The sequence below is a fragment of the Pseudoalteromonas sp. J2K-J979 genome (assembly GCF_058169715.2).
Genome location: NZ_CM200281.1, coordinates 2,506,303 through 2,531,792, shown reverse-complemented (window position 1 = coordinate 2,531,792; position 25,490 = coordinate 2,506,303). Strand labels below are relative to the sequence as shown.

At 42.1% G+C, this 25,490-nt stretch carries 21 protein-coding genes; 11 read left to right on the top strand and 10 right to left on the bottom strand.

What is annotated here, in order from left to right; translation table 11 throughout:
* Positions 1 to 232 precede the first annotated feature (232 nt).
* From AC3KVK_RS11705 to AC3KVK_RS11675, 7 genes are all read left to right on the top strand, one after another.
* Complete coding sequence (locus AC3KVK_RS11705; protein ID WP_490312937.1) at positions 233 to 2,401, top strand: M3 family metallopeptidase; 2,169 nt, start codon at positions 233 to 235, stop codon at positions 2,399 to 2,401.
* Between the two features lie 145 nt (positions 2,402 to 2,546).
* Entirely contained in the window at positions 2,547 to 3,866 is a 1,320-nt protein-coding gene (locus AC3KVK_RS11700) for a M20/M25/M40 family metallo-hydrolase (protein WP_490312936.1), read from the top strand.
* Between the two features lie 24 nt (positions 3,867 to 3,890).
* The gene (locus AC3KVK_RS11695; protein ID WP_490312935.1) at positions 3,891 to 5,372 is read left to right on the top strand and encodes a carboxypeptidase M32; all 1,482 of its coding nucleotides are present in this window, start codon (positions 3,891 to 3,893) and stop codon (positions 5,370 to 5,372) included.
* 107 nt (positions 5,373 to 5,479) lie between these two features.
* Positions 5,480 to 5,767, top strand: coding sequence for a hypothetical protein (locus AC3KVK_RS11690; RefSeq protein ID WP_490312934.1), 288 nt, complete (start codon positions 5,480 to 5,482; stop codon positions 5,765 to 5,767).
* Between the two features lie 116 nt (positions 5,768 to 5,883).
* Complete coding sequence (locus tag AC3KVK_RS11685; RefSeq protein ID WP_490312933.1) at positions 5,884 to 7,752, top strand: methyl-accepting chemotaxis protein; 1,869 nt, start codon at positions 5,884 to 5,886, stop codon at positions 7,750 to 7,752.
* Between the two features lie 17 nt (positions 7,753 to 7,769).
* Complete coding sequence (locus AC3KVK_RS11680; RefSeq protein ID WP_490312932.1) at positions 7,770 to 8,636, top strand: type 2 periplasmic-binding domain-containing protein; 867 nt, start codon at positions 7,770 to 7,772, stop codon at positions 8,634 to 8,636.
* A 526-nt stretch (positions 8,637 to 9,162) separates the two neighbouring features.
* A complete protein-coding gene (locus AC3KVK_RS11675) occupies positions 9,163 to 11,460 on the top strand; it encodes a TonB-dependent receptor (RefSeq protein ID WP_490312931.1) in 2,298 nt (765 codons plus the stop codon).
* Positions 11,461 to 11,523: 63 nt separating this feature from the next.
* On the opposite strand, the gene AC3KVK_RS11670 is transcribed toward AC3KVK_RS11675, so the two are convergent.
* The gene (locus AC3KVK_RS11670) at positions 11,524 to 12,429 is read right to left on the bottom strand and encodes a hypothetical protein (protein ID WP_490312930.1); all 906 of its coding nucleotides are present in this window, start codon (positions 12,427 to 12,429) and stop codon (positions 11,524 to 11,526) included.
* Between the two features lie 150 nt (positions 12,430 to 12,579).
* Here AC3KVK_RS11670 and AC3KVK_RS11665 point away from each other — a divergent pair, with 150 nt between their 5' ends.
* The 4 genes from AC3KVK_RS11665 to yegD all read left to right on the top strand — a co-directional run bounded on the left by AC3KVK_RS11665 (position 12,580) and on the right by yegD (position 15,947).
* Positions 12,580 to 12,882 (top strand): hypothetical protein, encoded by a 303-nt coding sequence (locus AC3KVK_RS11665; RefSeq protein WP_490312929.1) that lies wholly within the window; start codon positions 12,580 to 12,582, stop codon positions 12,880 to 12,882.
* Between the two features lie 52 nt (positions 12,883 to 12,934).
* On the top strand, positions 12,935 to 13,597 hold the full coding sequence (locus tag AC3KVK_RS11660; RefSeq protein ID WP_490312928.1) for an HAD family hydrolase: 663 nt from the start codon (positions 12,935 to 12,937) through the stop codon (positions 13,595 to 13,597).
* 47 nt (positions 13,598 to 13,644) lie between these two features.
* Positions 13,645 to 14,493: a DNA ligase gene (locus AC3KVK_RS11655; protein WP_490312927.1), complete on the top strand. Its 849-nt coding sequence runs from the start codon at positions 13,645 to 13,647 to the stop codon at positions 14,491 to 14,493.
* A gap of 89 nt (positions 14,494 to 14,582) precedes the next feature.
* Positions 14,583 to 15,947 carry a molecular chaperone gene (yegD, locus tag AC3KVK_RS11650; RefSeq protein ID WP_490312926.1) on the top strand — a complete coding sequence of 455 codons (1,365 nt, stop codon included), beginning with the start codon at positions 14,583 to 14,585 and terminating at the stop codon, positions 15,945 to 15,947.
* Between the two features lie 28 nt (positions 15,948 to 15,975).
* Here the strand turns inward: yegD and AC3KVK_RS11645 are convergent, their stop codons facing one another.
* The 9 genes from AC3KVK_RS11645 to AC3KVK_RS11605 all read right to left on the bottom strand — a co-directional run bounded on the left by AC3KVK_RS11645 (position 15,976) and on the right by AC3KVK_RS11605 (position 25,475).
* A complete protein-coding gene (locus AC3KVK_RS11645; RefSeq protein ID WP_490312925.1) occupies positions 15,976 to 16,440 on the bottom strand; it encodes a methylglyoxal synthase in 465 nt (154 codons plus the stop codon).
* Between the two features lie 57 nt (positions 16,441 to 16,497).
* A complete protein-coding gene (locus AC3KVK_RS11640) occupies positions 16,498 to 17,127 on the bottom strand; it encodes a LysE family translocator (protein ID WP_490312924.1) in 630 nt (209 codons plus the stop codon).
* 211 nt (positions 17,128 to 17,338) lie between these two features.
* A complete protein-coding gene (locus tag AC3KVK_RS11635; protein ID WP_490312923.1) occupies positions 17,339 to 18,523 on the bottom strand; it encodes a multidrug effflux MFS transporter in 1,185 nt (394 codons plus the stop codon).
* Positions 18,524 to 18,578: 55 nt separating this feature from the next.
* Complete coding sequence (locus AC3KVK_RS11630) at positions 18,579 to 19,232, bottom strand: peptidylprolyl isomerase (protein ID WP_490312922.1); 654 nt, start codon at positions 19,230 to 19,232, stop codon at positions 18,579 to 18,581.
* A 42-nt stretch (positions 19,233 to 19,274) separates the two neighbouring features.
* Positions 19,275 to 19,670: a bactofilin family protein gene (locus AC3KVK_RS11625; protein ID WP_490312921.1), complete on the bottom strand. Its 396-nt coding sequence runs from the start codon at positions 19,668 to 19,670 to the stop codon at positions 19,275 to 19,277.
* Positions 19,660 to 20,877 (bottom strand): M23 family metallopeptidase, encoded by a 1,218-nt coding sequence (locus AC3KVK_RS11620; protein WP_490312920.1) that lies wholly within the window; start codon positions 20,875 to 20,877, stop codon positions 19,660 to 19,662. The genes AC3KVK_RS11625 and AC3KVK_RS11620 overlap by 11 nt, the downstream gene beginning before the upstream one ends.
* Positions 20,878 to 21,005: 128 nt before the next feature.
* Positions 21,006 to 22,319: a fumarylacetoacetase gene (gene fahA / locus AC3KVK_RS11615; protein WP_490312919.1), complete on the bottom strand. Its 1,314-nt coding sequence runs from the start codon at positions 22,317 to 22,319 to the stop codon at positions 21,006 to 21,008.
* Between the two features lie 138 nt (positions 22,320 to 22,457).
* Complete coding sequence (gene hppD / locus AC3KVK_RS11610; protein ID WP_490312918.1) at positions 22,458 to 23,504, bottom strand: 4-hydroxyphenylpyruvate dioxygenase; 1,047 nt, start codon at positions 23,502 to 23,504, stop codon at positions 22,458 to 22,460.
* 543 nt (positions 23,505 to 24,047) lie between these two features.
* Positions 24,048 to 25,475, bottom strand: coding sequence for a peptide MFS transporter (locus AC3KVK_RS11605; RefSeq protein ID WP_490312917.1), 1,428 nt, complete (start codon positions 25,473 to 25,475; stop codon positions 24,048 to 24,050).
* Positions 25,476 to 25,490: the final 15 nt, after the last annotated feature.

The window sequence follows — 25,490 nt, the reverse complement described above, 5'->3', positions numbered from 1 at the left end:
TTAAACCTCAGAGACTGAGCGAAAGGAGTGACTTGCAAAGCACTCTATGTATAAAGAAAAAGATCAGGTAAATAACAAGACAGACTATTTGCTTCTTGTTACGGAGAGTTATCGGTTAAAAACCACCGTCTGGCGCAATTTTATTGTAGTTTAGCGCGTACTTCTTATGATGAAACTCGACTGTGTCGTTCTATCCCATCGATCACGAATAATAAGCGGAAGTGACCAAATTATGAATAAAATGATGACCTCTTTACTCAGTGCAGCGGTATGCCTAGCGCTCACTGCTTGTACCGACTCTTCAACAAGTAATTCAAGCAAACAAGTAACCCAGTCGGTTGCAGCTCCTAGTGATAACAATGCTCTGCTTGCGCCTTTTTCTGGCCCATATAATGGTGTCCCTGCATTTGATAAAATGTCCTTAGCCGATATTAAACCGGCCATAGAGCAGGCCATGGCAGCCAATTTGTCAGAAATAGATGCCATTACATCACAAACTGCACCAGCAACATTTGAGAATACTATTGTCGCGTTAGAGCGAGCGGGTCAAGATTTAAGCCGCGTGTTCACTTATTATGGAATTTGGCGTTCGAATCAATCAAGTCCAGAGTTTCGTGCTATTCAAAAAGAAATGGCGCCAAAATTATCGGCATTTAGCTCAAAAATAACGCAAAATGAAGCGCTGTTTACGCGTGTTAAAGCCGTTTATGAGTCAGATGAGCTAAATACACTGACAGCTGAACAGCAGCGTGTGACTTGGCTGACTTATAACCGCTTTGCCCGAAATGGCGCGACGCTTAATGCAGAAGATAAGGCCCGTTACGCTGACATTAATCAGCAATTAGCAGAGCTCCATACAAAATTTGCTAGTAATGTGTTAGCAGATGAAGAAAACTATGTGGTCTTCTTAAACCAAGATCAGTTAGGAGGGTTGTCGCAATCACAAATTGACGCTGCAGCGGCTGCAGCAAAAGAACGAGGAAAAGAAGGGCAGTATGCCATTACTAATTCGCGTTCATCCATGGACCCTTTTTTAACGTATTCGACAGAGCGTGCGCTGCGTGAGCAAGTGTGGAAAAACTACTACAACCGCGGCGGCAATGGTGATGAATTTGATAACAACGCCACGATTAAACAAATTCTAACTTTACGTGATGAGCGCGTAGAGTTACTCGGCTACGATAATTACGCGCAATGGCGTCTTGAAGATCGCATGGCAAAAACGCCTGAAAATGCCATGGCTTTAATGAATAAAGTATGGCCTGCGGCTATTGCACGCGTGAAAGAAGAAGTCGCCGATATGCAAGCGATTGCCGATCAGCAAGGGGCCAATATTACCATTGAACCTTGGGATTACCGCTTTTATGCCGAGCAAGTCAGAAAAGCAAAATATGATCTTGATTCAAATGAAGTTAAACAGTACTTACAGTTAGATAACTTGCGTGAAGCGATGTTCTATGTGGCTGGTCGACTATTTAACTTTAACTTTACGCCAGTGGCACAAGGTACGGTGCCTGTCTTTCATGAAGATGTGAAAGTATGGGATGTGACGGATAAAACGACCGGTGCGCACATTGGTTTATGGTACTTAGACCCATATGGTCGAAAAGGAAAGCGTTCAGGGGCGTGGGCCACCACCTATCGCAGTTATACTTCTTTTGATGGTCCTAAAACTGTACTGTCATCGAATAACTCTAACTTTGTTAAAGCCCCTGAAGGTAAGCCGACCTTAGTATCTTGGTCAGATGCGGAAACCTTTTTCCATGAGTTTGGCCATGCTTTACATTTCTTATCTGCTAATGTGGCTTACCCGACTTCAAATTCAGGCGTGAGAGATTACACTGAATTTCAGTCGCAGCTATTAGAGCGCTGGTTAACCACAGACGAGGTGATTAACCAGTATTTAGTTCATGCACAAACGGGTGAACCTATGCCTAAGTCGCTGGTGGATAAAATTAAACGTTCAGCCACATTTAATCAGGGCTTTAGCACCACGGAATATTTAGGCTCAGCCTTAATGGACATGCTTTACCATACCACTGATCCAGATAAAATCGATCCGGCCAAGTTTGAGCAAGCAGAACTTGCGCGTTTGGGGATGCCCAAAGAAGTCGTGATGCGTCACCGCAGTACGCACTTTGGTCATATATTTTCAGGTGAAGGGTATTCTGCAGGGTATTATGGTTATTTATGGGCCGAAGTACTGACCTCGGATGCGGCTGAAGCATTTGCGAGCAGCCCAGGTGGGTTTTATGACGACGCCTTAGCCGATAAATTAGTTGAGCATTTATTTAGTGTTCGCAATGCGGTCGATCCAGCGCAAGCTTATCGTCTATTTAGAGGTAAAGACGCGGATGTGAGTGCATTAATGCGAGACCGTGGTTTTCCTGTTCCTAAATAGTGAGAACAAGCCAAAAAGTATAGTATCCCCAACCACAAAGGCCTCTTATTAGAGGCCTTTTTTGTTTAACGAGTAAGTTGCAATTGCATGATGAGGGGATTTATTTGATAGTAGTGAACATCAATCAATAGGATCGTCGATTATTATGCAGATACTAAAAGGGACAATTTGGCTCTTATTATGTCACGTTGTAGTGATGAGCGACTCATTACATGCAGCGTCATTAACTCTTGAGCAAACGATTAAACAACATTCCGCGCAGTTAATCCCGCAAACGCTCAAAGAGCTTGAGCAATCAGTCAACATTAATAGTGGAAGTATGAATTTTGCAGGAGTCAAAGCCGTTGCAGCATTGGCCGATCAGCAATTATCAGCACTTGGGTTCACCACGCAGTGGCTTGATGGGAGCCATTTTAATCGGGCCGGGCATTTACTGGCTTCAAAAATAAGTGTTGATCCTTTGGCACCAAAAATAGTGATGATTGGCCATTTAGACACAGTATTTAGTCAAGAGGATAAATTTCAAACTTACCAACTCATCGACGATAACACCGCTAAGGGTCCGGGAGTCGCTGACATGAAAGGTGGCAATGCCATCATAATTACCAGTATGCGGATGTTAAAAAGGCTCGCGCTCTTAGATAAGCTCAGTATTAAAATACTGCTGACTGGAGATGAAGAAAGTAGTGGCGACCCATTATTGTTGTCAAAAAAAGCCATTGTTGATGCGGCGATTTGGGCTGATATAGCGTTAGGGTTTGAAAATGGTGATAATAATATTGGCACTGCCATGGCAGCGCGGAGGGGTTACACTGGCTGGACATTAAGAGTACGTGCACAGCCGGCACACTCATCGCAAATTTTTACACCTGATGTTGGGAGTGGCGCGATTTTTGAAGCCGCTCGTATCTTAGAAAGCCTCCGAACAGGCTTAGCAAATCAAGAGAATCTCAGCTTCAACCCTGGCCTTATTGTAGGAGGGACACGAGTGACTGAGCACGGTGAAAGTTCATCGGGTCAGGCGTTTGGAAAAAGTAATGTAATTGCTAAAGAGGTGGTTGTGAAAGGTGATTTAAGAGCATTTTCATTACAACAACTAGAGAACGCGAAACAAAAGATGACAGAGATAGTGGGCAACAACTTACCACATAGCCAAGCATCTATTGAGTTTGAAACGGGTTATCCACCCATGACGCTTAGTAAAGGAAATTTAGATTTACTGTCGCGTTACCATCAAGCGAGTGTTGATTTAGGCTATGGTGCGGTTGTCGCTGCGGATCCGCGTAAAGCGGGGGCAGCTGATATTTCATTTGCAGCTAACCATGTTGACATGGCTCTTGATGGCTTGGGACTGATGGGCCGAGGTGCTCATACTCAAAATGAGGTTGCAGACTTAACAACATTGCAAAAAAATATCGAAAAAACCACTTTGTTATTAGCAAGGTTTATCAGGCCACACCCTTAATTACGAATCCCTAAGTGAGTATTTATGACTTATTATCAAAAACTAACCACGCACTTTGCAAAACTTGATCGATTTAACCATTTAGCGGCGATTTGTGGTTGGGATCAAGCAACTATGATGCCTTCGGGTGGTAATCAAGCCAGAGCAGAGGCAATGGCCGAATTGGCGTTGCATATCCATCAATTGCGCACCGCCCCACAATTGGGAGATTGGTTGAATGAAGCAAAAGATGAAGCGTTAAGTGCAACGCAAGCGGCAAACTTACGAGAAATGACGCGAAGTTGGCAGCAAGCAACCGTGATCCCCAAAGACTTAGTCGAGGCAAAATCGTTGGCAGGATCTAAGTGCGAACATGCGTGGCGGACCCAGCGGACTAATAATGATTGGCAAGGGTTTAGCGCGAATTTTTCCGAAGTGGTTTCACTCTCACAACAAGAAGCGCAAATCCGTGCACAAGCAAACAATTGCAGTGCTTATGATTCGATGCTTGATTTGTATGAACCTGGAGTCGATTCTGCGCAGCTCGATAACTTATTTGGTGAAATGAAAACGTGGTTGGCACCGCTCACTCAACAAATTATCGCCAAACAGCAAGGCGAGAAATTTGTTCAACCCCGTGGGTTATTTGCCGTCGATCAACAGCAAGCGCTTGGTCAACGAGTGATGGGTTTATTAGGATTTGACTTTAATCAAGGCCGCTTAGATAGCAGTTCTCACCCATTTTGTGGGGGAACGCCAAGCGATGTCAGGATCACAACACGCTATGATGAAACTGACTTTGTGCAATCTTTAATGGGCATTATCCACGAAACGGGGCATGCACGTTATGAGCAAGGGCTTCCCAAATCTTTAGCTGGCCAACCTGCAGGGTTTGCACGTTCGATGGGGATCCACGAGTCACAAAGTCTATTCTTTGAAATGCAACTTGGGCGCAGTGCAGAATTTATTTCAGCTCTAGCTCCTAGCATTCAGCAGCATTTTTCGCACATCGATAAGGGGATGCTCAGCGAGGATAATTTACTGAAATTATATACGCGGGTACAACCTGGTTTTATTCGGGTTGATGCTGATGAAGTGACCTACCCGGCTCATGTAATGTTGCGCTATGAAATAGAGAGGGACTTGATGAATCAAACAATTAGTTATCGAGACATTCCAGAGTTATGGCAACACAAGATGCAAACTTACCTTAATGTGGATACGACTGGTAATTTCAAAGATGGCTGTATGCAAGATATTCATTGGACTGATGGGTCGTTTGGTTACTTTCCTAGTTACACTTTGGGTGCCATGTATGCCGCTCAATTTCGCAAGGCCATGCAAAATGAAGTCAATGTCAGTGCGTGCATCAATTCGGGTGATTTAGCACCTATTTTTACGTGGCTCCATGACAATATTTGGCAAAAAGGTTCAATTCTGACGTCCTCTGAGTTAGTCGAATCCGCCACGGGTGAAGCTTTAAATGTGGAATACTTTAAACAGCATTTGCAAAGTCGCTACTTATAACTTGAAAAATTTTAATACAGCACATTCAAGCATGCAGTGTTTGCATGTGCTGCCGATATCTTAAACACCATTTAATAGTTGAAAGCAGATCAAGAAGTAGAGCGACAATGGATTATCTCGCACGATTAGTGACCCCATATTTAGTTAATGAAGTAGGCACTGCAGCTAAAAAGCAACAAAAAGAGCAGTCTGAACAACATCGCCACGCCCGTGACCCCCTCAGTAGCACTCAAGACACGCCAAGACGAGTACAACTTAGTGGCCGTTATTATGGCATTGAAGATCGTCGTAAAAGCCAAGATAGGCGTCAACAAACAGTGGCTCGTGGACGTTGGGTTGAATCACGTACTCAGCGTGACCGTAGAAAAGAAAACCGATTTAAAACGATAATTTAACACTGTCTTTTTATATAAAAAGAGCGCTGATTTGTAAGAGATGGGTCGGTTATTTTTTTGCAACTCTTTAGATATCACATACCCTTAAATAAACACACTGAGTTTAAGGGTCCACAGTGAAATTCAAGTATAAAATTGTCTTAGCGTCATCGCTGGTTTTATTACTGGCTTTGAGCTTTATTACCGTTAATCAATATTGGATTGTTAAGGCTAAGCTCGAAAGCCAAGTGGCTCAGAGTGTGAATGAAATACTCCAAGGGATCAGTAATACAGTCGCAGCGCAGATGCAGGGGAAAACACAATTAGCAGCACTGACGACAAGCCTGATAGAAAACACCCCTGATTTAGCCAATGCAGCGCCCATTTTGGCGGCGCCAACCTTAACTAAAAATTTTATATTGATTGGCTATGGGCAACAAAGCACCGGGAAGTATGTGGCCAGTGACCCAAGTTGGGATCCTGGAACCAGTTGGGACCCCCGTAAACGTCCTTGGTATCAAGATGCAAAAAATGCTCAAGACATTATTGTTACCGCCCCTTATGCCGATGCTGTGAGTAAAGAAATTTTAGTCTCCATAGGCACTCCTGTGATGTTAAGTGGTCGTTTTAGTGGCGCCATATTTTTTGATGTCAGTTTGGCAGCTCTCAGCGATATGATTAATTCGGTTAACCTTTTTGATGCGGGTTATGCATTTATGTTAAGTGGCGATGGGCAAATTATTTCTCACCCGAATGCAGTGCTTAATGGACAGCCGTCAAACAGATTTTTAGGTCAGACAGAAGTCTTGCAAACGATTCAAGAAGTGATGATCGAGGATAAAGTGCGCTTAGTTCAGTTTAAGCGCGTTGAGGGTGTTGATTGGTGGGTGGGAATTGCACTTGATAAAGACAAAGTATATTCAGCCGTCAGCGAAATGAAACACGATGCAATTATTTACTCGATTATGTCGTTAATTATTGGGGTTGGGGGGCTCGCTTATTTTGTCCATATCTTGATGGCACCTTTGAATTTGATCAATATAGCGATGAAAAATGTTGCTTCGGGTAATGCAGATTTAACTGCTCGTTTGGCTGTCAGTAATGAGCCTGAATTTGCGGATCTGGCGAATAGCTTTAATCAGTTTACTCATATGCTGCAAAAGTTGATTAATGATATTCAAGAGTTAGGTCACAAAATCCTCGCTGATGCCAGTCAAACTTCTCAAGGTGCAAATTCAGCTAATGAAGCGATACACCAGCAACTCGCTGCATTGGAGTCCTTAGCGACGGCGACCAATGAAATGGCAGCCACCTCAGTCGTTATTTCTAATACAGCCCAAGAGGCGGCTCAAGCCGTTGAGCAAACAGATCGTTCTGCGCAGCAGGGGCAATCAGTCGTCAATGACACCACATCGGCCGTTGATTTATTGTCAACCCAAATTGATCAAGCTGTTGCGGTGGTCGCAGAACTTGAAGTGTCGACGAGCGGAATCGAAAACATCTTATCTGTCATTAATGCGATTGCAGAACAAACTAATTTATTGGCTTTGAATGCGGCGATTGAAGCTGCCCGAGCGGGGGAATCAGGTAGAGGCTTTGCTGTGGTTGCTGATGAAGTCAGAACACTTGCTTCGCGAACACAAACTGCAACCACTGAAATAAAAAGTATGATTGATCAGTTACAAAAAAATGCCACGGCCGCTGTCGCAGAGATGACTCAAAGCAAGCACTCTGCCAGCCAAACCGTTGAGCAAGCTGCTCATGCAACCCAAGCATTGAATGAAATTAGGGATTCCATTGCTCATATTGTTAACCTAAATAGTCAGATTGCATCTTCCATTGAAGAGCAACGGATTGTGGTTGAAGAGGTGAATCGAAATGCATGTGCAATTAAGGATATCTCAAACCGTGTCGCTGATGAAGCTGAAAATGTTGATGCGACTATGAAAAATCAGGTTCAAAACATTGCAACGCAAGAGCAAATGCTAGAGCAGTTTAAAGTGTAGTTTTGAGGAGTGTGCTGATGCATTTTCGTTTAATCTTAGCTGCGTTACTTATGTACTGGGGGGAAATGGCCCATTCCCAGAGTCAGTCAAAAGTTGAAATCACCATTGAAAGTGATATTTACTATTATGCTCAAGCGATCATACAAGGTAGACCAATCGCATCGATAACAAACTTTAAGCACGAAACTGTTCAACGAGATGTGGTTGAATTCATTTTAATTCAACAAGCCCTTCTTTTGGGGGGACTGGAGCTTGACTTTGAATTTAAGCTCGGTAATTACGATGCTCGTAATATCTTACTGCTTGAAAAAGGGCTGCTACTAATGAGCTTTGACTCAGTTTGGTTGTCGCAAGCCAGCACAATGAGTGAAGATGTATACATTTCGGAGCCCGTAATTCAAAAAGGCCAATATATGGCTGGTTTATTTACAAAAAAAGGCAATTCAACGGCGAATAAAGTTGCTCAACAATTACATTTACATGATATCAGTATCGTATCTAGCCATGACTGGCCTGTTGACTGGCAAACATTACAAACGCTCAAACCTAAGTCGTTACTACATGAAAGTGATTGGATCTCGATGGCCAAGATGGTCAGTCGAGGCTGGGTTGATGCCATGCTGGTACCATTCAATACTTCTTTTCCTTTTGAATACAAAGGTGAGGGATACCACTTGGTTGCAGTACCCAATGTTAAAGTGGCTCTTAATGATAGCCGTCATTTTTTGGTGTCAAAAAAGCATCCTTTAGGGCAACAAACATTTGCAGCGTTACAAAAAGGCCTCGCAATTTTAAAAGATCGGGGCCAGATAGAAAAAGCATACTTAGATGCGGGATTTTTAAATCCTCTTGTAAAAGATTGGCCGGTGATCGAAGCTGATTAGCTCAACTTTTTTCGCCTACATTTAGATTTGCGCAGACTTGAAACCGTTTGGAATTTGTAAGAGAGAGGTGTCTAGGTTGGCTGAGCCATTCAAGGCTTACGCATTCTACTGACTAAAAAGTTTATGTAATGCTGAAATTACATTCTTTGGTAAGTGGTGTGATCTCGTCTAATCTTAAGGTCAAATGTCCTTGGCTAAGGGGATTTTGAAAAATAACGAATAAAATCAGCATGTAGCTAAATTTTGGTGGGTTAATTTTGCTCTATATTCCTATTATGTGCCTAATTTGACTTTAAAATACGGTTAACCCGATGTTAAAGTTCAGGTTTATAGGATTATCTTGCAAAAATAATGTAATTAGATGTTATACTCTACCGCCATAAAGTTCAGTCTTAAGGTACATCACACTCTTGACCTTAAGGTCCGCGCGTCAAACGTCGCGTAAAATTGAACCTTATACCGCCAAAGTAATATGGCGCTACATATTACCGTTGAACATAAGAGTGATCTAAAGGTTTATTCAGACATGAAAGCAATGAAACAATCTACGCTTGCAGTTTTTATTAAGGCTGCTTTGTTTTCTGCCGCAGGTTTATCTGTTAATGCAATAGCTGCAGAAGAATCGGGTGAAGATAAAGCGACAAACTCTCAGCTTGAAGTGATTCAAATTACTGCACGTAAACGTGTTGAAAATGCACAAGAAGTGCCTGTGTCGGTTTCTGCATTACAAGGTGATGGCCTTGATGCATATAGTTCAGCCGGTATGGACATTCGTTTTATGAATGCCAAAATCCCTAGTTTAACGGTTGAATCGTCTTTTGGGCGCACTTTCCCGCGTTTTTATGTTCGTGGTTTAGGCAATACTGATTTTGATCTAAATGCATCTCAACCTGTTTCTCTAGTGGTTGATGAAGTGGTACAAGAAAACCCGATTTTAAAAGGTTTCCCTGTTTTTGATATTGCGCGCATCGAAGTGTTACGTGGCCCACAGGGTACCCTGTTTGGTCGTAATACACCTGCAGGTTTAGTGAAGTTTGACTCGGTTAAACCGTCACAAGAATTTGATGGTTACGGTGCAATTTCTTATGGTAGCCGTGGTGCGGTTGATTTTGAGGGCGCTGTAGGTGGTGGTTTAACTGATACGGTATCTGCCCGCTTTTCGATGTTAGTGCAAGATAAAGATGATTACATCGACAATTGTGTGCCTAACTTTGGCGATCCAATTGATCAATGCAACCTCGAAAAAGATGTGCTAGGTGGCTACACAGAAAAAGCGGCGCGTTTACAATTCTTATATGAAAAAGACGATCTAACTGCTTTGTTAAATTATCACGTGCGTGATTTAGATGGTAAGCCAATTGTGTTTAATGCCAACTTAATGGATAAAGGCACCAATAATATCCGTAAAGGGTTTAAAAATGATGTGGTTTACCAAGATGCAGCCACGCGTGCGACCCAACAAGTTGAATCTGAAGGCGTAAGTTTAAAAGTCGAATATGATTTTGACGCACACACTTTAACGTCTATTTCAGCTTGGGATAGCGCTGAGATTTATTCTCGTGCAGATGTTGATGGCGGTTATGGTGCTGCGTTCTTGCCTGGTTTCCAAGGTCCTGGGGTCATAGCATTCCCTGCAGAAAGTGCTGATGCTATTCCTGAGCACGATCAAATTACCCAAGAAATTCGTCTATCGAGTAATTTTAGTGGTGATTTTAACTACCAAGTGGGTGCGTTTTATTTTGATGAAGACTTAACCATCGAAAGCTTCAGCTTTGATACGCTAGCGAACGGTGCGCAAAATGGTTATGCGATACAAAATCAAAAAACTAATGCATGGGCTGTATTTGGCTCTGCAGATTACACCTTAACCGATGAGTTAAAAATCACTGCGGGTTTACGCTACTCTGATGATGAAAAGGACTTTGTTGCTGAACGTTTCAGTAACCCAACACCATGGAATGGTTCACCAGATTATTTAATGGGCACAGCTAATCCAAGCGATAGTCATGTTAGTTGGGATTTGAGTGCCGCATATAAATACAGCCGCGATATTAACTTCTTTGCGCGTATTGCCAATGGTTTCCGTGCGCCAAGTATTCAAGGTCGTATTTTGTTTGGTGATGAAGTCACAGTCGCTAAGTCAGAAACAATTAATTCAATCGAAGCCGGCGTAAAATCAGATGTATTAGATGGCCGTGGCCGTGTGAATGCAACGGTATTTTACTTCCAAATGGATGATCAGCAGCTAACCGCGGTAGGCGGTGGTTCAAACTTTAATCGTTTAATCAATGCTGATAAAACAACGGGTTATGGTTTTGAGCTAGATACTGAATGGGTCTTAACAGATGATTTATTAGCCACAGTGAATCTTAGCTACAATAACACTGAGTTAGATAGCCCAGGCTTAGCAGTCGCTGTGTGTGGTCAATGTACTGTTACTAGCTCACTTAATGATGCAGGTTTAGCTGTAATTGATGGTAACAGTTTACCGCATGCGCCAGAGTGGATTGCTAATTTCACATTACGTTATACCAAAGAGTTAGAAAACGGTGAATTCTTTGCCTATACAGATTGGTCGTATCGCTCTGAAATCGATTTCTTCTTATATCGTGCAAAAGAGTTTACCGGTGAAGCATTATTTGAAGGCGGTGTTCGTGCAGGTTATGCATGGGACTCAGGCGATAATGAATATGAAGTATCAGCATTTGTTCGCAACCTGACAGATGAGCAAGTCATTATTGGTGGTGTAGATTTCAACAATAACACCGGTATGGTCAACGAAGAGCGCTTTGTGGGTGCAGAATTCAAAATTAAATTCTTCTAATTTTACTTAGCTAATAATTTACAAAAGCCGCATTTTATGCGGCTTTTTTTGTAGTTTGATAGGTTAATCTATTGGTTTATGTCTAAGTGAATTGAGGAGATCTTGATTGGTAATCGGTGGCAAGGGGTTGAGCACCGTCCAGTTTTTGGTTTTAGGTGAGCTGATCCCAATATCTTGGTAAGCTTTGTTGATTAATCCTTGGCGCTCTAGTTCTAAAAGTCCGATGTTGAGCGCTTCAAATACGTGTTGAGATAACGGGTGTTTTTTCGATAACGCAAAATGTCGACTGTCCCATAAAATGGCTTTTACATTTGGAATGGGTTTTAGGATGGCATTATCTAATTTAATCGACAAATCTTGACTGTTTCTGAAGTGTAGCAAAGTAAAGTCGGCCATTTGGTGATGAATGACCTTAACCATAGTGTACCAGGAATCAACATGAGCAAACTTTTTTGGTGCAAGCTGATGCAAAGTCGCCCAATCAGCGCTCCAATAACGATTTGATGCAGCGGTGAGGTGAGTAATTTGCTCAGGTGAGTAGATGTTTAATGCTTTGCTGTTTAGTACGCTGGTATAAAGCCCGACATCATATTGCCCTTTTTTAATGATTGGTTTACTGATTAAGAGGCTATCTTGTTCATTGCGCGTATCTTGCTGCCACACGCTATCTGCGGTCATAACAAACTGACCACTTTTAACGAGCTGTAAATTTCGTCCATAGAGTCCACTGTTATTAAACTCCAATGTACATCCACACCCTCCTAGTTTTAGGGCTCGTTCAAGAATAATTAAATCAATTAAGTCACGGCCTTGCGGCAAGGTTGAAAAATCGTTGAGTTGTTCAAGGTTGTACTGGGCTTTAACACGTTTATAGAATTGCAGCACATCATCAGCAACTAATACAGGAATTGAGATTGCAAAGGCAGAGAGTCCATGAAAAAAGCAAATTGCTAGAAAAAATAGTTTCATTGTTGTTATTTTTAAGTTGTTTAACGTAAAAGTAACATCGCAAATGAAGTTGAGCTGTTAGGCTTTAGTCTTAGAGTTAAACGCAATAAAAGAATGAAATTAATTGGTTAACTTGGTAGAGTTGGCGCAAATTATTTTTAGGAGTGGGTGATGTCAGCATTTTGGAATTTTCGCGTAATTAAATGCGAAGGACAAGGTAACGAAGAAACACTTTTTCAGATCCATGAAGTTGAGTATAACATCAACGGGCGAGCCGTGAATTGGTCAGAGACGAGTGTTGCGCCTTTTGGCCGTACTCTTGAAGAGTTAAAAGAAGACACACTCAGACAGCAAAGCGCGTTTGAAAAACCAATCTTAAAAGTTGTTCGTAAAGCGCGCGGGTATGAGCTGGTTGATATTGAAACAGGTGAAGATGCTTACGCAGAGCCGCCGGCAGGATTAACCGAGTCATAAAATAAGCGCTTCGGCGCTTTTTTTATTCGTTTATGACAAATAGGAAGTTGAAATGTTAGAAGCAATATTATTTGATTGTGACGGAACTTTGGTCGATTCAGAGGCGTTACATTTTGAGTGTTGGCAGCATATTTTAGCGCCATATCATATACGGTACGATGAAGCTGAGTTTTGTCATCAATTCTCTGGCAAGCCAACCTTACAAGCCGCTGATTACATCATTGCCGAGCATGATTTAAACATAACAGCAAAGCACTTAGCTGAACAAAAAAACGTTTTTTTTGCAGAGTATGTTGAAACCCATCTTCCTCCTTTATTACCTTTTGCAAAAGAAGTTTTGCAGCTCGCCAAAAATAGCGCGCTCAGTGTAGCACTCGTGACCGGCTCTGCAAGAGCTGAGGTCATGCCTATTTTAACAGGGCATGGGTTATTAGATTATTTTGAAGTCATTGTCACCAAAGATGATGTAGTAAAGCCCAAACCGGATGCGGAGCCTTATTTGTTAGGTTTAAAACACTTAAATAAATTAGGAGCAAAAGGCGTAGCAATTGAAGATACTTGTACCGGACTGACTTCAGCTAAAGGTGCGAATCTAATAGCGATTGCAGTACCTAATGCGCATAGTCAATTGCAAGATTTAAGCTTAGCTGACTATCAAGCCGAAAACTTAATGCAGGCTTGGCAGTTAATCGTCCCGATGTTGGCGAATACTTAACCCATCACTATACTGATTTTATGACAGCTCAATCGAAAGGAATCGATATGTTTATATACAATAGAATGTGTGCTTTTTATTTTATTTTGACACTGTTTAGCAGTGTCTGTCAGGCGAATGTTCCGCAGGTACAATTAGCAAAAACATACCAAACAAGCACTGATGTCACTGAATATTTCATCAGTGAAAAGTATGATGGTATTCGTGCTATCTGGGATGGCCAACACCTTAAAACACGCCGAGGAAATCATATTTCAGCCCCTGCATGGTTTACTGAACACTTACCCAATATGTGGTTAGATGGTGAACTATGGTCAAAACGCAATGATTTTGAATTTATTAGTCAAACTGTCAGAGATCGCAGACCTAATGATACCGATTGGCGAAAAATCTCGTATATGATTTTCGATGCGCCAGATTTAAATCGGCCATTCTCAGAGCGTTATGAGCAATATTTAACCGCCATTGAGCAAATAAACCAGCCTTTTATCGTTGCTGTAGAACAACGTGAGTTGACCTCGAATCACCAATTGCAACAACTACTCAAAAAGCTGACGGCTCAAGGAGCCGAAGGACTGATGTTGCAGCGAAAGTCAGGTACTTTCATCGCTGGGCGTAATGATAATCTGATCAAACTCAAGCCATATATGGATGCAGAGGCGCATGTAATTGCCCACTTGCCGGGTAAAGGTAAATATCATCAGCAACTCGGCGCATTACTCGTTCGAACTCGTCAGGGAATTGAATTTAAGATTGGTACAGGCTTTAGTGATATTGATCGCAAAAACCCTCCTAAAATTGGTGATGAAGTGACCTTTCGATATCATGGGGTGACTAAAAACGGGGTGCCACGATTTGCCAGTTATTTACGGACGCGCAGTAAGCAGTATCAATAACAGTTATGACCCACAGCCAATGAGCTTGCTGACTTGTGTTTCTTGCTCATTGTGTTATTTTCGCGCCTTTTGTAAATAATGAGGCGGTTATGTTTGTTGGATTTGATTATGGAAGTGCCAATTGTGCTGTTGGTGTCTGGCAAAATAACAGCTGCCAGTTGGTCCCTTTAGAAGGGCAAAGTTCGTATTTACCCTCGAGTCTCTACACTCTTCATCCAAGCTTTATTGTGCACCAAGTCAACCAATCGATCACAGAGCCAGAGTTACGCTCACAGTTTCAACACAGTCGTCAGGCATTACTTAATCGTGTCGGGTTTGCAAAAAGTGAATTTGATTTAAACGAAGATGAGTGCTGTGTGCATATTGGCCGTGAAGCCATTGAACAGTATGTCGCCAATCCGGAAGAAGGGCACTACATTAAATCCCCTAAGTCATTTTTTGGCGCGGTCGGGCTTAAACCAAATCAGCTTGATTTTTTTGAAGATATTGCCACAGTGATGATGATGGCAATTAAACAGCGGGCAGAGCTGCACTTGCAAGACACGATAACAGATGCGGTGATCGGCAGGCCTGTCAACTTCCAAGCTATTGGTGCAGAGCAATCGAATCAACAAGCGCTGGCTATTTTGACTAATGCGGCTAAAAAAGCCGGATTTAGACATATCGAGTTTTTATATGAACCATTAGCAGCGGGCATAGACTTTGAAACCCACTTGACAAAAGATCAAAAAGTACTGGTGATTGATGTTGGAGGAGGCACAACCGATTGCTCGTTTGTGCAAATGGGCCCCAGTTTTCGCAGTAACACACAGCGCCAAGGTGACTTTTTAGCCCACAGTGGTAAGCGTGTCGGTGGGAATGACTTAGATATCAATCTCGCATACCATGGTTTGATGCCTTTGTTTGGTGCCAAAACGCAATTAAAATCAGGCATTGAAATCCCAAACCAGCCATTTTGGCAAGCGTGTAAAATTAACGATGTAATCTTGCAAAGTGAATTCTACAGCGAGAAAAATTATCGGCATTTAAAGTTGTTAGCGAAAGAGGTGGCTCAGCCTCAACTTTTTGAGCGTTTACTCGATTTGCAACAAAATAAACAAGGTCATCAATTAGTTCGAGCTGCAGAGCAAGCCAAAATAGCACTGTCAGCACATGAAAGTTGTCAGGTTGATTTACATGACTTTGCGGCTAATCTCACTCAGACTCTGACGCAAGTACAATTAGCGATAGCAATTGATGACGCGATTGCTCAGGTGGTAGCATTGGCTAAAAGTGCCATAGCAGATGCAAATACCACTCCTGACTTAATCTATTTAACTGGAGGGAGTGCTCAGTCGCCTTTATTAAAAGCGGCGCTGCAACAAGCTCTAGGTGATATCGAAATGGTTAATGGCGATCACTTTGGCAGTGTGACAGCTGGTTTAACAAAACGTGCCTATCAGCTTTTTGCATAATCTGCGGTGTTTCATCTGACGGACTAGGCTATTGTTGGCCTAGTCGCTCATTCAAGTATCCTTGATAATCAGGCATATCACGCACCATGGTGGTATTCATTAAGGATGAGCTTAATATCATATCTGCACTTGATTCGTTACAGGCTACAGGAATATTCCACACAGCCGCCAGTCTGAGTAAGGCTTTAACATCTGGGTCATGGGGCTGTGACGCAAGTGGATCCCAAAAGAAAATCAGTAGATGGATTTCGTGCTCAGCAATGAGTGCGCCGAGCTGTTGATCGCCCCCCATTGGGCCACTTAGCAATTTATGAACCGGTAGTTGGGTTGCTTGCTCGATTAGATGACCCGTTGTGCCGGTGCCAAACAATGAATGTTGTTTTAATATATCTAAGTGTTTTTCACACCAAGATTTTAAGGCTTGTTTACGCCCATCATGGGCCACTAGTGCAATGTGTTTTTTAGCCGGTAAGGCCCGCTGAATCATTTTCATGTTTTCTCCTCATTCGAATGTAATATGAAGAATTTATGAAAAAGAGTAAACACAAATTTAAAGTAATAGATTGACAGCCAGTGTGATAAAAATAATTCCGGTGATTCTGTCTAGCCATTGTTGCGCACTGGGATGGTGGCGAAAATAGCCTGCAATCTTATCTCCAAAATGGACGTACAGAGTGTCGATTGGAAACGCAAAAATAGGGTATAACAAGCCAAAAATAGCTAGTTGCCATGTAGCTGACAAGCTTAAACTAGTGTCAACAAACTGCGGTAAAAATGCGATAAAAAACAACGCGACTTTGGGGTTGAGCACTTCAGTCATCATGGCTTGAAATAGGACGTTTTTTTCTTTCTTAGTCGAAACGTGTGGCTTATCGTCACATTGAGAAGAGTGCAAGCTGTCTTTAATGGCCAATATACCCAAATAGACGAGGTAAGCCGCGCCACACCATTGAACTATTTGATAGGCAGTAGGAGACGTTTTAAGAATCGCCGACAATCCCAAAACCGCAAAAATAGTATGGATCACTCCTGCAATCGAAAAACCATAGGCCGTTTGCATTCCAGCTTGCTTTCCTTTTGTAAACGTTTGTGCCATCAAAAACGCATTGGATGGGCCGGGTGAAACGGCCAATAAAAAACTGATGCTTAAAAAGGAAAGTAAGGATTCGATGCTAATCATGGATATTTTATACTTGATAATAAAAAGCGGCAGTTTAACAGTTTGTAAACAATCAGAGAAGCCACAATCTCGCAGGTCGGCAAACCATCCAGCAGCAGACTAGGCATTTTTTCATCGCTGGATGGATAAATTAATACTGTCTTTGGCATGTTATCAACAAAAGATAAAATGCTTTAAACGTTTGACCAAAATTGAATAGGGTTTAATACAGCTAAACAGGGTGCAATACGCAGGCTCTATCTCTTAATAACAGAGCCAATAAAGGTGTGATAAGAGCGATATGGAATAAAACTAGTGCAGGAGCCTCTAATTGCAATTGCAAGCTGAGGCTAACCAGTAAGCCAGCACCGCTCATCTGCATTAATCCTATCAGTGCTGAAGCTGTACCTGCTTGTTTAGGAAAAGGCTCGAGCGCTTTGCCCACTGCGGAGCCTAAGGTGAGCGAAAAACCAATCGATGCGACAAAAATGGGTAGCATGAATGCCCACGGCGTATCAAATGGCAACATGGCAGCCATTAAGAGACCACTTATAACTAAAATAGACAAGCCTTGCAAGAGTGCTTTTCTGGTTGAGCGCTTTATAAAGTAGGGGGCGCTAAAACTCGCAAGGATGGATAACACCGCATTGATGGTAAACCAAATGGTAAATTCTTTGCTGCTCAATCCTAAGTGCGTCATCATCCAGCCAGGTGCTGAGCTTACAAATGCAATAATAATGGCCATCGCGAGTAGGCTTATCAATGCATGAAAAACAAAAACACGGTGTCTGATAATAGGGATGAAGCGAGAAAAATTAAATAACTGACCTTGGTAAATTGTGTCATGGGGGCGGGTTTCTTTGGCAAATATAAACATAACCACTCCCGCAACACAGGCAAAGCCGGTTAAAAAAGCAAAGTTCGCTCGCCAGCCAAATTGATGGGTTAACCAAGCACCAAGGATCGGAGCAAGAGCAGGAATAAAACAAATCACCCCGTTGAGGTAGGACATGACTTGCGCGCCTTTATTGGCATCGAATTTATCTCTAACCATTGCAAACGCACACACAAAGGTCGCACACGCGCCAAGCCCTTGAAAAATTCGTGCGGCCAGTAGCTGCGTGTAAGTCTCTGCATAGGCTGCAGCACAGGCACTGAACCCATAAATTAGCATCCCAGTCAAAGCAAGTGGCTTTCGGCCATATTTATCAGCTAAAGGACCTGCGATTAATTGCCCTAAACCAACCGCCATTAAAAATAGACTGATTGTTTGCTGGATATGAGTAAGTGGCACGTTTAATTGTTCTGCAATAACAGGGAAGGCGGGTAAGTAAATATCAATAGCTAAAGGGCAAAAAATAACCAGTAAAATAAGAGTAAAAATAGTGCTAGTTGGAAAATTTGCGCCGCGTTGCATAAGGACTCCTCAGTTAGCGGCGCATTGTATGAGGTCTTACCTCAAATTGAAATAACTATTCGACTCGGATCGTCGCTTTGTTGATGACCACTTCAGTGCTGGTTTTGCCAGAGCGGCTGCCAAGCGTGGCAAATGTGCTGAGTGTATCATCCAAGCCTTGTGTGACTTGACCAAAAATAGTGTGACGACCATCTAAAAAAGGCGTGGGCTTAAAGGTAATAAAAAATTGGCTGCCATCAGTACCGGGTCCTGAATTGGCCATACTTAACACACCCGCTTTATCATGTGAGTGTGTGCCATCGAATTCGCCAGCATATTTATAACCCGGGTTGCCACGGCCTGAGCCCAATGGATCACCGCCTTGCGCCATAAAGTCGGGAATAATGCGATGAAAAATCAGGCCATCATAAAAGCCTAATTCGGTCAGATAAATGGTGCTGCTGACATGCATGGGAGCATTGTTATGAAACAGTTCAATGCTAAGATCGCCATGATTAGTTGATAAATCCCAAAAATAGCGCTTTCCTTCGCTAAAAGTAAGCTTTGGCGGCTCTGGTAAAGTTGTGTTCCAATCTTTTTTTTGTGTATCAATATTTTGTTTTTCAATAAATGTGTTTGCTTGCTGTATTGCTTGATCAGGGCCAAAACAGCCTGACAAAGACAAAGCTAAACAGGCTGCAACAGTGGTTTTTAATAATGTCTGGATCATAAAAGTACTTTTAAGATTAAGGTAATTATAGAGACAAGACCGTTAATTGGCCGCCTGAGATTTTGGGCTTGTACGTTTTTCTATTTTTGGTTGGCTTAAATCAGTGACGTTTTCTGTCTCTAACTTTTTTACTGTGCCATCCACTTGTGCGCCCGTTGCTATGGATAATGTGCCGTGGAAAATATCGCCTTGTACTTGTGCCGATTTTTCTAAAATTACATTGGTTGCAGTGACTGAGCCTGTGACACGTCCTTTAATGACGACTTCTTCTGCGGTGATCGTGCCAATCACTTGCCCATGTTCACCTATCGTTAGGTGATGGACGGCAATTTGCCCATTGATTGTACCATCGAGTTGAATTGCGCCCGCGCTTTTGATTTCACCTTCTAATGAGACATCTGCAGAAATGAGTGAAGGGATTAGTTTTTTAGAGAACATGTGCAAACGCCTTAGTTAACTTAAGTGGATTTACGTGTTTATTATTATGTAATACTTCGTAGTGTAAGTGCGTACTGGTGCTGCGTCCGGTGCTACCCATCAGTGCAATTACATCATCGCGTTTAATCGTTTGGCCTTTTTTTACTTTAATTTTCGCCAAATGGCCATATCGCGTAATAAATCCATTCGCGTGTTCAATTTCAATAAACCGACCATAACCACCATTATTACCTGCACGTTTTACAACGCCATCGGCAGGGCTATAAATTTTAGTTTTGTGCCAACCCGCTAAATCAATGCCTTTATGCATGGCTGCACGACCTGTCATGGGATCTTTTCGAATACCAAAACCACTTGAAATGTAAAAATCTTTTGCTGGTAGCTGATTGGGCACCGCAGATAACATCGCTTCTAACTCTTTTAGTTCTAGCAACTCAGTGATCACTTGTTGCTGCACATCAGACAACTGATGACTCGCGACATCGTATAACGGGCCACCTTGTGCGCTTGGGGTGGTCGGCTCTGTGATACGAAAGGACAACCCAGACTTATCCATGGCTGCTTGTAAGGTGTGTTTTCTCAATAGCACTTTATTTAAAATGGTATCGAAGCCATGCATCAAATGAGAATCAACCCGAACCAGTTGCTCATCGGTTTGCTGCATTTTATCTAATACATGATTCGTTTGTTTATCTTGAGGTTTCTCGGTGGTTGTCTCAGGTGTGGCCGTATTTACTTCTTGATCTGGGATAAACTGTGAGTCATCTTCAGGTAATTGTTCATTAAAGGCGCTATCAGTAATGGGTGTGTCCGCAAGAGGCGTTAACGCATTTTGCGGTTCGACTGAACTGGGCTCGAGTGTTCCTGGCATCGATTCAATCAAATTACTCATTAAACCTTGTTGTTGGTCCAAAAGGGCGAGTCGAGCCTCTAAGTCTGCTTGTTTTTGTTGATAAGATAAGTTTAACGAAGCCAGTTGCGCTTCAACTTCTGCGATAGCGGTGTTTTTTTCAGAGACGGTTTTTTGCAGGCTAAAAAACTGATTGCTGGTAAACGCAGCCCACGCAATCGCTATGCCCAATAAAAGCACAAGCAAAAATTGTAAAAAGCTGGAAAAGGTGACAAATTTCACCTCGCCATTTTGGCGAATGAAAAACTGCCTAGCTGGGAATAGCCAGTTATAACAGTTAGTTATGATTTTTAGCATTACAGAAAGGTTCTATTTTTTGCTCAACAATACCAAAATTTAGCAAAAAATCTACTTTTTGTTAATTTTTAGGAGCTTATGAAAAAGATTAAGAGCCCCGCAGGGCCCTTAAAATAAGTGCTGTGGTTTTACTTAGCAGGAAGGATAGTACCTTCAACAAAACCTAAGCCAATACGGTTGAAGCCTTCTTTTTCACACCAACCACGCATGATCACTTTGTCACCATCGTTGAGGAAAGTACGAGTTTCGCCGTTATCAAGGGTGATGCTTTCTTTACCGCCACGCGATAACTCAAGCATCGAACCGGCTTCTTCATGATCTGGGCCTGACTGAGTGCCAGAGCCTAGCATATCACCAGGTAAGAAGTTACAGCCGTTAACTGTGTGGTGTGTGACCATTTGAGCCACTGTCCAATAAGAGTGCTTAAAGCTTGATTCAGACAATTTGCATGCTGGTGTACCATCGGCACGCATTTTTTCAGATTCCAGTAACACGTCCATTTGGATATCGAATGCGCCGGCTTCACGGTTGTGAGCAGATTCTAGATAATCCATAGGTTGTGGATCGTTTTCATCTCGTGTCCAGCTAGTACGGTAGGGCGCGAGTGCTTCTGTTGTTACAATCCACGGTGATACTGTAGAGGCAAAGTTTTTCGCTAAAAATGGCCCTAGAGGCTGGTATTCCCATGCTTGTAAATCGCGAGCTGACCAATCATTAAAGACACAGAACCCAAAAACATGGTTCTCCGCATTGCTAATGCTAATCGCATCACCCAGCGCATTGCCTTTACCTAAATAAATACCGAGCTCTAGCTCGTAATCAAGACGTTTACATGGGCCAAATGAAGGGACTTCAGCGTCTGGCGCTTTAGTTTGACCGTTCGGGCGATGAAATACTTGACCTGAGACATCAATTGAAGACGCACGGCCATGGTAGCCAATTGGCACCCATTTGTAGTTAGGAAGTAATGGGTTATCTGGGCGAAATAATCGGCCCACAGCGGTTGCATGGTAAATCGAGGTGTAAAAATCAGTGTAATCACCGATATGACACGGCATGCTAAACTCGATCTCAGCCTGTGGTACCAGCGCCTTAGTAAGTGCAGTTTGATGCTCACTACCTGAGCGAAGCGCCTGAGATAAGGCTAAACGTAACGCTGACCAATACTCTTGACCCATGCCCATAAATTCATTGAGGGCTGGAGCGTTTGCAGCAACAACCGCTTCTTGTGCTAACCCACTGAAAATATTAGCGGTAGCAACAACATTCAAGTCAAGAACTTGATCGCCAATGGCGACACCACCACGAAATTCTTCATTGCTGTTTTTACGGCGAAAAACGGCAAATGGTAAGTTTTGGATTGGGAAGTCGATATTGGCTTGGTTGGCTGATTCAACCCAGCTAGTTAAGTTAATATCGTGTGTTTCATTTATTAAATTCATTGTATTTCCTTGGGTGCGATGCACAATCGGCGAGTCTGATAGTACACATGGTGCCGATTAAAATTTTTTAAAGTCTAATACAGAAAAAGCAGGGCAAAAATGCCGCTGCTTAATGTGAGTGAATTAACCAATGGTTAATTAAAGAACGCCACGACGCTCTTGATCACGTTCGATTGATTCGAATAATGCTTGGAAGTTACCTTCACCAAAGCCACCGTCATCAACACGTTGGATCATTTCGATAAAAATTGGACCAAACAAGTTTTTCGAGAAAATTTGCAGTAAGTAGCAATCTTCACTTTGGCTATCAACCAAAATTTGGTGTTGTTTGATTTTCTCTTTATCTTCTTTAACCCAAGGCACACGGTCAAAAATAGTTTCGTAATACTCAGGAATAATATCCAGCGTGGCAATGGTCGACTTATCGAGTTTATCGAGTGAGCTCACTAAGTCATTTGTTAAGAATGCTAAGTGTTGTACACCTGGACCATTGTACTCGTTTAAGTACTCATCGATTTGGTTATTATTGTTATCTTTACCTTCATTAATTGGAATAGAGAAGGTCCCACAGGGTGATTTAAGTGCATAAGAAAGCAGCGCTGTTTTAGCGCCTTTGATATCGAAGTAACGCACTTCAGTAAAACCAAAGACATTTTTATAAAAGTTTGCCCACGTTTCCATCGTGCCTTTATAAACATTGTTTGTTAGGTGATCGATGCGCAGGAAGCCTTTATCAGCAACAATATTTTGCTCAGCTAAATCTTCGAAGTCATTTTCAAAGATAGAGCCTTTGTCGCCAAATACATCGATGAAATAGATTAAGCTGTCACCAATCCCGTAAATAGCAGGGTAAGGTAAATCTTTATTGGCTGAATCAGTGGCTGGTTTTGCACCGCGCTCTACTGCGACTTCAAATGCTTTTTGCGCATCTTCTACGCGCCAACCCATCGAACAAATAGCTGGACCATGGCTTTTTGCAAACTCAGCTGAAAAGCCTTCACGCTCATTGTTGAGTAGAAAGTGAATATCATTCTGATTGAAATAAACGATGTCTTTACCTTTATAGGTTTTTAATTTAGAAAAACCAAAATCAGTAAATACCTTTTCCATGTAATCTGCATCAGGTGTTGCGTATTCTGTAAACTCGATGCCCACTAGGCCTAAAGGGTTAATTACTTCACTCATGTTAAGTACTCCGTAAAATGCGCAGAAACTTGCGCTGTGTTACTTGCTGTTGAGCGGATAATTAATCATTCCGAGAATAAGTGGAAGAGGGGCGTGTGATTTAGCAAACAGGCCATTTGTAAATTTAATAGGACATTTTTCTTGCGCCGCAAAGCTTGCTCTAAAGTCGTAAGGGAGTATCGATAGAAATGACGGACAAACGCTCACTAATAAAGTCATTTGTTTAGGTGATTTAATATCGAAATGAAATATAAAACTTGAAATTTTGATTTTAATCGATTGATTTTAATCGTTTATATAGGATTTCTTTAGAAGGTGTTATGATCGAAATAATTGGGTATCGTAAGTACTTAGAGAGATATGCAGGGCGCAAAATTTATATTTCAACTGTAAACTTTTAAATACAAAAAGAGTTTTTTATTAACTGAACACGTAATTTATGGAATGAGTGTCACTTCGGTGAGGGAAGGCTGAGTAAAAAAACGAGATTAAAAAAGGCTTGTTATCGAAGGATAACAAGCCTTTTTAGTCTAACTAGCTAAATTAACGAGAAGCTGTTACTTCAAGCTCTTCAGCTAAAATATGTTCTTCAGTTTTGATTTCTTGTGCGCCTTCAGCACCGTGCATCCAAATCACTAAACGGTCGCTGAGTAAGTACATTGCAACAGCAGAGATTAATGCAGTGGCACCTAAGCCTATGAAGATACCCATGGCATTGCCAAGCGCTTCTTCACCTTCACCTAAGTAAGAACCAACAAAACCGGCAATCTTATTCGCGATAGCTGTACATAGGAACCAAATACCCATTAATAATGAGGCTAAACGCAGTGGTGCTAATTTACTTACCATAGATAAACCAATTGGCGACAAGCATAGCTCACCTAAAGTGTGGAACAGATAGAACAAGACTAACCACATCATGCTAATTTGTAAGTGCTCACCTTGACCTTGTGTAGCAAGCGCTAAGACCATAGTTAAGAAGCCAAGTGCTAAAAATACTAACGCAATTGCAAATTTAATTGGCGAATTAGGCTCGCGTTTATCAAGCTTCAACCATACAACGGCGACCATAGGGGCAAAAATGATGATGAATAACGAGTTAAGTGATTGGAACCATGATGCTGGAATTTCAAAACCCATTAACACGCGGTTTGTGTAATCATTCGCAAATAAGTTCATCAAACCACCGGCTTGCTCAAAACCCATCCAGAAAATGATACTAAACACACTCATAGTGAAAATCACTTTAATGCGATCCATTTCAACTTTGGTAAGAGGTTCTTTTGTGCCTGAAGTAGATTGTTGCTGGGCAAGTTTCGCTGCAGGAAGGACGCCAATATCACCTAAGTATTTGTTACTTAATACCATTTGCATTACAACTGAAATCACCATACCGATACCTGCGGCGATGAAACCATATTGCCAACCCATTGATGACGCAACATAACCGGCGACAAGTGGACCAAGTGCCCCACCAATATTGATACCCATGTAGAAGATAGTGAACGCACCGTCACGGCGTTGATCGCCTTCTTGGTATAAGTCGCCGACCATGGTGGAAATGTTTGGTTTGAATAAACCATTACCTAGACATAAAAGTGCTAAACCAAGATAAAAGACGTTTTCTTCTTGGCCGCCAAGCATTGCGTGCGGGACACCCATAGTAAAGTGGCCCGCAGCCATTAAAAGACCACCAATAATAATGGCTTTACGTTGTCCGATGATGTTATCGGCTAACCAACCGCCTAATAGTGGTGTGATATACACCGCCATGGTAAATGTACCATACAGGCTTAATGCATCGGCATTGCTCCAGCCAAAGCCTCCTTCCTGAGTAATAGCAACTAGATAAAGTACCAAAATGGCACGCATACCGTAATAACCAAAACGCTCCCACATTTCGGTACCGAATAACAGGAATAACCCTTTAGGGTGACCTAAAAAGTCGCCTGTTTTTGGAATTGAACTCATTGTTAACTTCCTAAT

Coding starts and splice junctions, on each gene's coding strand:
- AC3KVK_RS11705 (WP_490312937.1), top strand. CDS start 233: ATGAATAAAATGATGACCTCTTTACTCAGTGCAGCGGTATGCCTAGCG.
- AC3KVK_RS11700 (WP_490312936.1), top strand. CDS start 2,547: ATGCAGATACTAAAAGGGACAATTTGGCTCTTATTATGTCACGTTGTA.
- AC3KVK_RS11695 (WP_490312935.1), top strand. CDS start 3,891: ATGACTTATTATCAAAAACTAACCACGCACTTTGCAAAACTTGATCGA.
- AC3KVK_RS11690 (WP_490312934.1), top strand. CDS start 5,480: ATGGATTATCTCGCACGATTAGTGACCCCATATTTAGTTAATGAAGTA.
- AC3KVK_RS11680 (WP_490312932.1), top strand. CDS start 7,770: ATGCATTTTCGTTTAATCTTAGCTGCGTTACTTATGTACTGGGGGGAA.
- AC3KVK_RS11675 (WP_490312931.1), top strand. CDS start 9,163: ATGAAAGCAATGAAACAATCTACGCTTGCAGTTTTTATTAAGGCTGCT.
- AC3KVK_RS11670 (WP_490312930.1), bottom strand. CDS start 12,429: ATGAAACTATTTTTTCTAGCAATTTGCTTTTTTCATGGACTCTCTGCC.
- AC3KVK_RS11665 (WP_490312929.1), top strand. CDS start 12,580: ATGTCAGCATTTTGGAATTTTCGCGTAATTAAATGCGAAGGACAAGGT.
- AC3KVK_RS11660 (WP_490312928.1), top strand. CDS start 12,935: ATGTTAGAAGCAATATTATTTGATTGTGACGGAACTTTGGTCGATTCA.
- AC3KVK_RS11655 (WP_490312927.1), top strand. CDS start 13,645: ATGTTTATATACAATAGAATGTGTGCTTTTTATTTTATTTTGACACTG.
- yegD (WP_490312926.1), top strand. CDS start 14,583: ATGTTTGTTGGATTTGATTATGGAAGTGCCAATTGTGCTGTTGGTGTC.
- AC3KVK_RS11645 (WP_490312925.1), bottom strand. CDS start 16,440: ATGAAAATGATTCAGCGGGCCTTACCGGCTAAAAAACACATTGCACTA.
- AC3KVK_RS11640 (WP_490312924.1), bottom strand. CDS start 17,127: ATGATTAGCATCGAATCCTTACTTTCCTTTTTAAGCATCAGTTTTTTA.
- AC3KVK_RS11635 (WP_490312923.1), bottom strand. CDS start 18,523: ATGCAACGCGGCGCAAATTTTCCAACTAGCACTATTTTTACTCTTATT.
- AC3KVK_RS11630 (WP_490312922.1), bottom strand. CDS start 19,232: ATGATCCAGACATTATTAAAAACCACTGTTGCAGCCTGTTTAGCTTTG.
- AC3KVK_RS11625 (WP_490312921.1), bottom strand. CDS start 19,670: ATGTTCTCTAAAAAACTAATCCCTTCACTCATTTCTGCAGATGTCTCA.
- AC3KVK_RS11620 (WP_490312920.1), bottom strand. CDS start 20,877: ATGCTAAAAATCATAACTAACTGTTATAACTGGCTATTCCCAGCTAGG.
- fahA (WP_490312919.1), bottom strand. CDS start 22,319: ATGAATTTAATAAATGAAACACACGATATTAACTTAACTAGCTGGGTT.
- hppD (WP_490312918.1), bottom strand. CDS start 23,504: ATGAGTGAAGTAATTAACCCTTTAGGCCTAGTGGGCATCGAGTTTACA.
- AC3KVK_RS11605 (WP_490312917.1), bottom strand. CDS start 25,475: ATGAGTTCAATTCCAAAAACAGGCGACTTTTTAGGTCACCCTAAAGGG.